This window comes from Vreelandella mediterranea (assembly GCF_970647075.1).
Map to the genome: position 1 here is coordinate 3356013 of NZ_OZ310198.1, position 10966 is coordinate 3366978.

General features: G+C 58.4%; 12 protein-coding genes. 6 read left to right on the forward strand and 6 right to left on the reverse strand.

Annotated elements, in window-relative coordinates:
* Positions 1-44: 44 nt before the first annotated feature.
* Together ACWFVE_RS15515 and araD are read right to left on the reverse strand one after the other, a co-directional pair.
* Entirely contained in the window at positions 45-845 is an 801-nt protein-coding gene (locus tag ACWFVE_RS15515; protein ID WP_447530159.1) for an HpcH/HpaI aldolase family protein, read from the reverse strand.
* A 12-nt stretch (positions 846-857) separates the two neighbouring features.
* Positions 858-2591 carry an L-arabinonate dehydratase gene (gene araD / locus ACWFVE_RS15520; RefSeq protein ID WP_447530160.1) on the reverse strand — a complete coding sequence of 578 codons (1734 nt, stop codon included), beginning with the start codon at positions 2589-2591 and terminating at the stop codon, positions 858-860.
* A gap of 371 nt (positions 2592-2962) precedes the next feature.
* On the opposite strand from araD, the gene ACWFVE_RS15525 reads away from it, so the two are divergent.
* The 3 genes from ACWFVE_RS15525 to ACWFVE_RS15535 are packed head-to-tail and all read left to right on the forward strand — an operon-like array spanning position 2963 to position 5906.
* Positions 2963-3514, forward strand: coding sequence for a TRAP transporter small permease (locus ACWFVE_RS15525; RefSeq protein WP_447530161.1), 552 nt, complete (start codon positions 2963-2965; stop codon positions 3512-3514).
* 2 nt (positions 3515-3516) lie between these two features.
* Complete coding sequence (locus tag ACWFVE_RS15530; RefSeq protein WP_447530162.1) at positions 3517-4806, forward strand: TRAP transporter large permease; 1290 nt, start codon at positions 3517-3519, stop codon at positions 4804-4806.
* 32 nt (positions 4807-4838) lie between these two features.
* Entirely contained in the window at positions 4839-5906 is a 1068-nt protein-coding gene (locus ACWFVE_RS15535) for a TRAP transporter substrate-binding protein (protein WP_447530163.1), read from the forward strand.
* A 67-nt stretch (positions 5907-5973) separates the two neighbouring features.
* On the opposite strand, the gene ACWFVE_RS15540 is transcribed toward ACWFVE_RS15535, so the two are convergent.
* Both ACWFVE_RS15540 and ACWFVE_RS15545 read right to left on the reverse strand, forming a co-directional pair.
* Positions 5974-6783, reverse strand: coding sequence for a cytochrome c oxidase assembly protein (locus ACWFVE_RS15540; protein ID WP_447530164.1), 810 nt, complete (start codon positions 6781-6783; stop codon positions 5974-5976).
* Positions 6784-7251, reverse strand: coding sequence for a DUF2243 domain-containing protein (locus ACWFVE_RS15545; protein WP_447530165.1), 468 nt, complete (start codon positions 7249-7251; stop codon positions 6784-6786).
* A 242-nt stretch (positions 7252-7493) separates the two neighbouring features.
* On the opposite strand from ACWFVE_RS15545, the gene ACWFVE_RS15550 reads away from it, so the two are divergent.
* The 3 genes from ACWFVE_RS15550 (at position 7494) to ACWFVE_RS15560 (ending at position 8452) form a co-directional block, all read left to right on the forward strand.
* Positions 7494-7622, forward strand: coding sequence for a hypothetical protein (locus ACWFVE_RS15550; RefSeq protein ID WP_447530166.1), 129 nt, complete (start codon positions 7494-7496; stop codon positions 7620-7622).
* Positions 7623-7631: 9 nt separating this feature from the next.
* Positions 7632-7913, forward strand: coding sequence for a hypothetical protein (locus ACWFVE_RS15555; RefSeq protein WP_447530167.1), 282 nt, complete (start codon positions 7632-7634; stop codon positions 7911-7913).
* Between the two features lie 62 nt (positions 7914-7975).
* Positions 7976-8452, forward strand: coding sequence for a LabA-like NYN domain-containing protein (locus ACWFVE_RS15560; RefSeq protein ID WP_447530168.1), 477 nt, complete (start codon positions 7976-7978; stop codon positions 8450-8452).
* Here the strand turns inward: ACWFVE_RS15560 and ACWFVE_RS15565 are convergent.
* Entirely contained in the window at positions 8449-9258 is an 810-nt protein-coding gene (locus ACWFVE_RS15565; RefSeq protein WP_447530169.1) for an alpha/beta fold hydrolase, read from the reverse strand. The genes ACWFVE_RS15560 and ACWFVE_RS15565 overlap by 4 nt on opposite strands.
* 38 nt (positions 9259-9296) lie before the next feature.
* Complete coding sequence (locus ACWFVE_RS15570) at positions 9297-10925, reverse strand: putative bifunctional diguanylate cyclase/phosphodiesterase (RefSeq protein WP_447530170.1); 1629 nt, start codon at positions 10923-10925, stop codon at positions 9297-9299.
* Positions 10926-10966: the final 41 nt, after the last annotated feature.

Genomic DNA, 10966 nt, shown 5'->3' on the forward strand with positions numbered 1-10966 from the left:
TGACAAAACATCGTGTCACGGCTGATGCCCAAACGGCGATGGCGTCAGTAGACGCCGCTATTGCCCGTGTCCACATCGCCGCCCTTGAGAGCGCCCACGTACTCTTTGGCCCGCGACATCATCAGGCTCATATCCGAACCCACGGCGACAAAACCGAAGCCCAGAGACCGGTACTGGCCCACCAGTTCGGGGTCGGCGCCCACGATGCCGCAGGGCAGCTTCAGCCGCTGGCTCTTCTCTACGGCCTCTTTGATGGCGGCCTGGACATCGGCGTGGCGTATATCGCCAATGTGCCCCATGGCCGCGGAAAGATCGCCCGGGCCCACGAAGAATCCGTCGATATCTGGCACCGCGGCAATGTCTTCCATGGCCGCCAGCGCTTCGGGGGTTTCCAACTGCAGGATCACCGCGATCTCTTCGTCCGCCTGCTGCAAATAATTGGCGACCGTGCCGTAGCGGCTGGCGCGGTGAACCGCTGCCACGCCGCGGCTGCCTTTACCGGGATAGCGCGTCGACGACACCGCCTGGGAGGCTTCCTCGGCATTTTGGATATAGGGGAACATCAGCGTCTGGGCGCCGCTGTCGAGCACCCGTTTGACGATGACCGGATCGTTCCAGGGAAGGCGCACCACGAGCTCAGTCGGCGTACCCGCGACGGCCTGCATGATGGCGACCGCCTCGGGGATACCAATGGGGACATGCTCCATATCGAGCACGACGTAATCGAAACCGGCCCAGCCAATGGCTTCGGCTACATTGGGGCTTGCCGTCATCAACCAGGTGCCCACGGGCACCTTGTCGGGTTCATTCAACCACTGCTTGAACTTGTTTTTGGGAAGGGTCATCGGATTGATTCCTTAAAAGATTTCCGGCTCTGGCTGACGCTGGCCGTTTTGTAGAATGTCGAAGTCGCAGCCCTGGTCGGCCTGGGTGACATGCTCCTGATAAATGGCGGTGTAGCCGCGATCGATACGCGGGCTGGGGGGGCGCCACGCCTGGCGACGCTTTTCGAGTTCGTCATCACTGATGCAAAGCGCCAGGCGTCTGTCGGCAACATCCAGCTCGATTTCATCGCCATTGCGCACCAGCGCGAGTGGCCCGCCAACGGCGGATTCGGGCGCAATATGAAGCACACAAGTACCGTAGTGGGTGCCACTCATGCGGGCATCCGACAGGCGCAGCATGTCTCTGACACCCTGGGCCAATAGCTTCTTGGGAATCGGCAAGGCGCCCCACTCGGGCATACCCGGTGCACCCTTGGGGCCGGCGCTACGCAATACCAGTACACTGTCCGCCGTCACGTCCAGATCCGGGTCATCGATACGCGCCACCATGTCGGCGTGGTTTTCAAACACGATCGCCTTACCACGGTGTCGAGTCAGTTTGGCATCGGCGGAGCTTGGCTTGATGACCGCCCCTCTCGGCGCCAGGTTACCGCGCAGCACGGCCAGCGCCGCACCGTCGCAGACCGGGTTATCCAGGCGGCGAATAACATTCTCGTCGTAGCACTCGGCTTCTTGCAGGTTCTCGCCAAGTGTCTGACCGCTGACGCTGGCCGTACCAAGCTCGAGGTGATCGCTCAAATGCAGCAGCAGGGCGGGTAGCCCCCCGGCGTAATAGAAGTCTTCCATCAGGTGGTTGCCTGACGGAAAAATATTCGCCAAAACGGGAATTTGGCGCGCGACCGTGTCCATATCGTCTAGGGTGAGCTCGACATTGGCGCGCCGGGCCAGCGCGATAAGGTGAATCGCGGCGTTGGTCGAGCCGCCCAGCGCCATATAGCATTTGACGCCGTTAAGAAAATTATCCCGGGTCAGGATGTCGGAAGGCTTAAGGTCTTCCCAGATCATCTCTACGATACGACTACCACACTCGGACGCCATGCGGGTATGCGCGGCGTCCGCCGCCGGAATGCTCGAAGCACCCGGCAGGCTAAGGCCCATCGCATCGATAATCGACGTCATGGTCGAGGCCGTGCCCATGGTGTTGCACGTGCCGTTGGAGCGCGTCATTCGCGACTCCAGGTCGATCCACTCTTCCTGGGTAATGTTCCCGCTGCGTAACTCATCCCAATATTTACGCGTATGGGTGCCAGCACCCAGCGTTTTACCTTTCCACTTTCCGTTGAGCATGGGGCCGGCCGAGCAGAATATCGCCGGTATATTCATGCTGATGGCGCCCATAAGCAAAGCGGGTGTGGTCTTGTCACAGCCGCCCAAAAGGACCACACCGTCGATGGGGTGGCAGCGGAGCAACTCTTCGGCTTCCATTGCCAGAAAATTGCGGTAAAGCATCGTGGTGGGTTTGACGAGCACTTCCCCCAGCGACAAGGCAGGCAGCTCGACGGGATACCCGCCGCTCGCCCACACCGCCCGCTTGACCGCCTCGGCGCGATCCCGCAGGTGCGCATGGCAGGGGCTCAAATCACTCCAGGTATTGATGATGCCAACGACCGGTTTGTTCATGAACTCATCGCGGCGCAAGCCCATTTGCTGGGTCCGTTGGCGATGCGCAAACCCTCGCATATCCTGGGAGTCGTACCAGCGCTGACTGCGCAGCTCTTCGATCTTGCGTCGCTGTTGTTTTGTCACGTCGTATGCCTTTAGGTCGTAACGGGCGTTTATAGGATGGCTTCCCTTTTTATTATATTTTCGTAGCGCTACGAAAATATAGCGTTCGGCGTTTAGAACTGTCAACTTCATGACGGGAACAGCCATCGAAATAATAGTAATAATAAATTAAAATCATAATCTTAACGATCTATAAGTTGGTTATTTTTTATATATAAGACTTATGTCTAAGCCTATAAACCTCTTACTGGCGCCGGTTTGCTTGACAGCCTATAGGGGCATCACTAACATTTTCGCAGCGCTACGAGAAACGCTATTAAAAGCTCACCTTTACTACTACAAAGAAGAAGGCAACCTCCCAATGGAGGCTTAACTGCCTTACGGAGGCGGCAATGCCCACGTTCATCGCCCTACTTGATCGTATAAACGGGATAACAACACGCTGGGCGGGATATATGGCAACGCTTCTGCTGGCCGCCATGCTCGGCATCATGATTACCCATGTTTTTTTCCGTTACGTGCTCAGCGACAGCTTCGGATGGACGGAGGAGTTGGCGCGTTTCATGATGGTATGGATGGCGTTTTTGTTCTTCCCCGCCGCCCATCGCCAAGGGCTTAACGCAAGCCTTGAAATAGTGACGGATTGGTTTAAAGACGCCTTTTTATGGCGACTTCTGCAGTTGTTGCTCGAACTATGTGTTTTAGCGGTACTGATATGGTGTATCAAACTCGGCTTTGACCGTATCGACCGAGGTGCCACGATCGCGAGTCTATCGCTTGGCATTAGCATGTCGATCGTTTACTACGTCCTCCCCTTAAGCTTTTTTCTCACGGCTTTAAGCTCTTTTGAACGCGTCCTGCGTTTGGGATATAGCCTCTTTTTTAACATCCACTTACCAGCCAGGCATGAAACGTCTGCTGATAACGACAACGTCGAGGTATAACCATGGCCTTTGCTTATTTATGGGTATTCCTCTTTCTTTTAATCGCGGGCATGCCGATTGTTTTTCTCATGCTTTTTGCCCCGGGCGTTAGCCTGCTGCTGGAAGGTCGGCCGGTCTTTCTCAATCTTTTATTCCAGCGTCTTTTTGCCGGTATCGATAGTTTCCCCTTGATGGCGCTGCCCTTCTTTATTCTGGCGGGCGAGCTGATGACAGCGGGCGGGGTCACTGCGCGTATCGTGCGTTTTGCCGAAACGATTATTGGCCACCGCAAAGCCGGCCTGGGCCAGGTCTCGGTTGCCTCCTCCCTCATGCTGGCGGGTGGTTCAGGCTCGGCAGTCGCGGATGCATCCGCCATGGGGTCCGTGATGATCCCGGCCATGCGCCAATCGGGTTACACCAACCGTTTCTCGGCGGCGATCACCGCCGCATCCGCGGTCATTGCCAGCATTATTCCGCCCAGCGGCATCTTCATTCTTTATGCGTTCATCATGAACGTCTCCGTGGCGGGCATGTTTGCGGGCGGCATCGTGCCGGGCATCCTGATCGGTGTAGGGCTCATGATCACGATTGCCATCATGGCCCGTTTCAAGGAGTTCCCGGAGCCGCTACGTAAAGCCACGTGGAAAGAGAAGTGGCAGGCATTCGTGACCGCCTTCATGCCGCTTCTTACGCCGGTCATTCTTATCGGCGGTATCGTGGGCGGTATTTTCACGCCCACGGAAGGCGCGGCCGTTGCTGCCTTTTACGCATTGATTCTTGGGCTTTTCGTGACCCGTGAAATCAGCTTCAAAGAGCTTCCCCGTCTGTTTGGTAAAGCTGCGTTGAACTCAGCGGTCATTCTGCTGCTGGTAGGGGCGGCCGTCGCGTTTGCATCGCTGGTCAGCCTGAAAGGCACGCCGCAACTCGTAAGCACCTTCATTCTCTCCGTTACCGACGATCCGCGGATTCTGTTCTTTCTGGTCGTGGTTTTTCTATTGGCCGTCGGCACCATCATGGATGCCGGGCCTGCCATTCTGATTTTGGGTCCCATCCTGGCCCCCGTCATGACCGGGGTCGGGGTTGATCCTATTCATTTTGCTGTCGTGATGAGTATCACCTTGATCATGGGGCTCATAACGCCACCGATGGGCCTGGTCCTCTTTGTGGTCAGCAGTATCAGCAAAGAACGCATCGAGAGAATCGCGTGGGAGATGCTGCCGCTATTTTTTGTCGAGATCGCGATCCTTTTCGCTTTGGTTTATATCCCTGACCTCATTTTGGCACTACCCAGAATGTTTGGTTATGTCGCTTGACCTGTAATAAAACTCCAAGGAGAACAATGACAATGTCCATGAAACACGCCCGTAAAACCCTCGCTACGCTGCTAGTGGGGGGCACGCTTTTCACGCCAGCTCTGGCGCACGCCACCGACCTCAATCTGGTGTTTCTCGCCAACGAAGAAGACCAGGAATATGACGCGGCGCTGGTATTCAAAAACTACGTGGAGAGCCGTACCGCCGGCGACATCAACGTCAATATCTTTGCCGGCGCACAGCTATGTGGCTCAGCCAACGAGTGTTTCGAAGCCATGCAGGCAGGCATCGTCGACATCTACACGGCGACGGCCGGTGGCGTCGCCTCGGTTTACCCACCGATTCAGGGGTTGGATATTCCTTACGCGTTCCCCGATGACCGGGCGGCGATGAACATGCTCACCGACCCGGAATTTACCGGCTTTTTACGCGATGAGATTCTCCAGGCCAGTAACGATGGCATCCGCCTGATGTCCATGACGCAGACCGGTGGCTGGCGCAACATCGTCAACGGTGAGCGTGAAATTCGCACGCCCAGCGATGCCGAAGGGCTTCGTTTTCGCACGATAGAGTCTGAAATCCAGCAGCTCATGGTCAGAGAAATGGGCGCATCGCCAACTCCGCTGCCTTGGCTTGAAGTGTATACCGGCCTGCAGACCGGCGTGGTCGACGGCACGCTCAACTCGATTTCAGACATCACCAACATGAACTTCCAGGAAGTCATCAAGTACATGACCATGGATAACCATGCGTACATGGCGGCCATGTGGCTCATGGGGAATCAGAAGTTTCAATCTCTGTCTGCTGAGCAACAGCGTGTGGTGGCCGACGGTGCGGCAATGATGGCGACGGTTCAGTTTGGTATCCAGCCACGCAAGGAGCTGGAGGCTTATCGCAAATGGGAAGAGGCGGGAGGCGAGATCTACACGCCGACCGAAGAAGAGATGGAAGAGTTTCGCGCCCTGGCCGACCCTGTCAGGGAGTGGTACCTGGAAACGTTTGACGAAGATGGCGAAAGCTTTCTGGACGCCTTCGAAGCGGCCCGTGACCGGGCAGAAGAGCGTGCCAATGCTGACCGGGATTCCATTCTGGGGTCATAAGCGCCGAACAATAGCTTAAACTTAAGATAACTGTCAGCCTGGCCACTCCACCAGGCTGACAGTCACACTACCCCCCTTGCACCCTCTTTCTTCCCCCTATCTCTTCTCGCCGCCCCACCGGCCGTCTCAACCAAAACGTCATCAACACCACCGCCAACAGCACCTCGGCCAGGTCGCCGCCGTAGTACATCAGCTGCGCGGCGGCTTGCACGTCTTCAAGAGCGTGGCCGGTGCCGCGGGGCAAACCTTGAGCGTACATCAGTTTGCCGAGCAGGCTGTGGGTGGCGATGGCGGCGAACAGCACGCCGAGGCGAAAGCGCAGGCTGAGCCGGTGGGGCGAGGTGTCGGGCTCGGCAAGGATCGCCCAGCAGAAAAGATAACCTGCCAGCAGGAAATGCAGGTGAATGGCGTAGTGAAGCGTCGGGCTTTCAAGCGAAGCGGCGTAAAGCGGCGTCATGTAGAGCACGTACATGCCGCCCACGTTGAGAAATAGTGCGGTGACCGGGTGAGCGATCAAGCGAACGAAGCGGCTATGCAGCAGCGCCACTACCACCTTGCCGCCCGGCTGTGGAAGCGTTTTGAGCAGCAATGTGACCGGGGCGGCCAACACCCAGGCAAGCGGCGCGAACATGCCGATCAAAAGGTGCAGCGTCATGTGCCCGATCAGGTCGTGGTGCGCCCAATTCATCAGCGAGGGCCAGAAAGCCACGCCCAGCAGCGCGCTGCCCAGCACGAAGAAGCCGCACCGCTTAAGGCTCCAGAACGCCCGGCGGTGAAGCCCCTGGGCGGCAACCAGGTACACCAGCGTGATGAGAACGACCAGCGCGAAGGGCAGCCAATCCAGCAGCGAGCCGTGGGGGTTGGCGTGGGTGTGCATTTAACGCGCGGCGCTTGACCGGGCGCGCCGGTAAAACCCCACCCCGACCAGCAAAAAGACGAGGGCGAAGGCGTTCCACACCAGGTCGTACATCAGCGGGTCCACGCCGTAACGAATCTGATGCAGGCCCAACACCTTGTGGTTGATCAGGCCATCGAAGAGCTGAAAGCCGCCCATCCCCAGAAAAAAGCCCGCTTTCGTCCAGGCAATGCTCAAACATTGGCGCTGAGAAAGATCCAGCAGCATGAAGACCCCCACCACCACCGCCAACAGCTCGAAAGCGTGCAGCAGCCCGTCGGACACAATGCCGAATGCCGGGGTGGAGAAGTCGAAAAAGTGGTGCCACTGCAAAAGCTGGTGGAAGACGATTTCATCGACGGCCGCCATGACCCCGATGCCCACCAGCACCGCCGCCCAAAGCGAGCGTTTTGCGCTCAACGTGGTAGATGCATTCGCCATTCTAGTCATCGCCGTTCTCCCTGACAGTCATGTAAGCGTAGGCAAGCCCAAACCCTGGGTAAAGGGCGGGCGGCGCCTGGCGCAATGAGCAATTGCCCTGCCCAGGGGCGCTCTCTAGAATAGCGCGCGTCGGTGTTTCTTCGGAAACTTAATAGAGAATCCAAAGCGGCCTTGCCGCGAACCGGAACTGCCGACGACTCTTCACTCACCACGGCGCCCCAGGCGGCCGCGGATCATGCACGGGAGTGTACATGATGCTGATATTACGCAAGGCGATGGCCCTTTTGGGCCTTTGCGCGGCGCCGGCTGCCTTGGCGGCCACCGACTACCTGCTCACGCTTGAAAAGGCGCCGGAGCAGATGGTCGGCACCTCACTTTAGGTCAACACGGTGCTCGATGCGTTGGAGCACCTCATTGACGACGCGCCCAGTTTTGAAAGCGTGATCAACCGAGAGCCAGACCTGGTGATTTCCGCTTTTGAGTGGATGGTCGGGCCGGCCGGTGTGGTGGGCACGCCCGAGATGTTCGACGATGCGGGGGTGGCGTTTTGGACCCTGCCCACCGAGGTGCTCACCCCGGCGCACATGAACACGCTATTTGCCGTGAATGCCCGCCTGGTGGACGACCCGGAAGGCGGCGCGCCGCTCATCGCTTTTCAAAGGATTCATTAGATGCCCCAACGACTGACCCGACTGTTTGGCGGCCCCTGCACCGCGCAAAAGGGCCCACGCCCATGACCACCGTCGCCATTTTTGTGGATACCCAAAACGTTTACTACACCGTGCGCGACGCGTTTGGTAAACACTTCGATTACCATGCGTTCTGGCGGCGGGTTAGCGCGAATCGCGAGGTAACGGCGGCCTACTGCTACGCCATCGACAAGGGCGACGCCAAACAGCGAGAGTTTCAGAACATCCTTCGCCGCATCGGCTTCGAGGTGAAGTTGAAACCGTTCATCCAGCGCGCCGACGGCTCGGCCAAGGGCGACTGGGATGTCGGCATCACCCTCGATGCCATCGAACACGCCCCGCTTGCCGATGTCATCGTGCTGGTCTCCGGCGACGGCGACTTCGACCTGCTCGCGGAAAAAATTCGCCGGGTTCACGGTAAACGCGTCGAAGTATACGGCGTCGCCCCGCTCACCGCCGCCTCGCTGATCCAAGCGGCCAGCGCCTTCATCCCTATCGATCAGGCGCTGTTGCGCACCTAGCGGTCGAGCCAGGCGTTGATTTCCAGGCCCACGGTCTCCGGGTCGGTCATGTGAATACAGTGGCCCACGCTTGGCAGCTCCCTCAACGTGCTGTCCGGCATATGCGCGTGCATATAGCGGCCCACCTCCGGGTTGGCCAGCGTATCGACCTGGCTTTGTAGCAGCAGCGCCGGATGGCGCACGCAGGGCAGCACCGCCCGGTAGTCTGCAAAGAACGTGGCCCGGGCGAATACCTTGGCAATAACCGGGTCGGTGGAGCAGAAGCTCTCGGAGAGCTCGCCGATGAGCTTCTCGGAGCTTTCCGGGCCCATGACCAGCGGCGCCAGATAGTGGGCCCAGCCGATGTAGTTACGCTCCATCAAATCCAGAAGCTCTTCCAGATCCTCACGCTCGAAGCCGCCGTGATAATCCGGCGGCCGGTTCAAAAAGCATGGCGAGGGGCAGATCATCAGCTGGCTGGCGAAGCGCTCGGGTATTTCGAGCGCGGCCAGTTGGCCGATGGTGGCACTGACCGAATGGCCGACGAAGTGCACCTCGTTCAAATCCAATGCTTCGATGATCTCGATGACGTCCCGGGCGTAACCCTGGAGCGTTGCGTAACGGTTCATATCGAACGCCGCTAGCTGCGACTGCCCGGACCCTACGTAGTCGAACAGCACCAGCGTATAGCGCTCTTTCAAGGCCGGCAGCAGGTAGTGCCATACCTGCTGGTCGCAGCCAAACCCGTGGGCCAACATGAGCGTTTGGGTGCCCTCGCCCACCACGGTAATATTGTTGCGCGCCATGACGCCCGCTTTGGTTAACAAACCGCTTCCTCCCTGGTTGAAACATTAATCCCCGTACTTTAATCCCCGTACTTTCTTTGAAACGCGTCTCGCGTCCACGCCGCGACCCAACCGGGGAAGTGGCTGGCGGGCATGGGGCGGGCAATGAAGTAACCCTGGCCTATTTCGCAGCCCAGTTCCAAAAGCGCCCGGCTATGCTCAAGGGTCTCCACGCCTTCGGCAATGACGCCGAATTCGAACGCCTGGGCAAAGCCGATCACCCCTTTCAAAATGGCCAGATCCCCCCGGCTTTCGAGCATGTTCTGGACAAAGCTGCGATCGATTTTGAGCGTATCCACCGGCAGCTCTTTTAAGTGGCTAAGCGACGAGTAGCCGGTGCCAAAATCGTCCAGCGATACCTGAAGCCCCAGGGCGCGGCACGCGCTGATCACCAGCGCCACTTGGTCGATATCGTCGATGGCGCTGGTTTCCAGCACCTCGAGCTCCAGGCAGCGTTTCGCTACCTCGGGAAAATCCGCCAGTATCGTGCCGAGCTCCTGTAAAAACCAGGGGTGCTGGAAGTGGTAGCCGTCGATATTGACACTCACTACCGTCTCCAGGCCTTGGCTTTGCCAGGCGCTTAGCTGGGCAAGCGCCTGGCGAATGACCCAGTATCCTAGCCGCACCCCGTTGGGCGTATTGCTCAATACCGGCAAAAATTCCTGGGGGCCGACCAGCCCCTGCGCTGGGTGGTGCCAACGTATCAACGCCTCGGCGCCCACGACCCTACCCGTGCGCATATTGATTTTAGGCTGGTAGAACAGCGCAAACTCCCCCGCGGCCATTGCCCGGTCGATCGCCACGAGCTCGACGTGGCGCTCCTTTTGCACCTCTTCGTCGTCGATATCGAAAAAGCATACCCGGTTTTTACCCGCGACCTTGGCCTGGTACATGGCCTGGTCGGCCTGGCGAATCAGCTGGTCGGGTTCCAACGCTTTGGCTTGCGGGTAGAGCGTAAGCCCGATACTGGCCGATAACATGAGCGAAACGTCGTTCACGAAAACCGGCTCTGCAAGGCGGTCGATGAGCCGATAAAGCGGGCTTTGAGCAAGCGCTTGATCGAAATAGCTATCCAGCACCACGACGAACTCGTCGCCGCCGAAACGGGCGACCATATCCTTGTGGCGAAGGGTGTCGGTCAGCCGCTTGGCAACGTGCTGCAGCACCTTGTCGCCGGTTTCGTGGCCGTACCGGTCGTTGATCTCTTTAAAACCATCCAGGTCGATGAAGGCGAGCGCAAAGCCCCCTTCCCGCGCGGCAATTTGACGATCGAGATGCCGGCTGAGCGCGGCGCGGTTGGGAAGCCCCGTAAGGGGGTCGACGCTTGAGAGCGCGCGCAGCTGAGTCACTTTCTGTTCCAGCAGTTGCTGCGTCTTTTTTAGCTCGACGAACATCTGCTCCGAGCGGTTCGCGTTCGCGATACTCCAAAAAAGACGCGCGTTAGCGCTATCGGCGACGACGCTCATGATCACCGGTTGGCTTTTTTGGGAAGGGGGGACCAGCGACAAGCGGATCTCTTCACACTGGCCATCGCGTGCCAGGGCGGGCGCCACGAAGGTTTCGATCAGCACTTGAGACGCTTTACTGAATAACTCGAACAGATCCCGGTTTTGCAGCGTCTCGAACGCGTAGCCGTACTGGTCGCTCATATATTGATTGCTATAGAGGATCCGGCGGCTATCATCGGTAA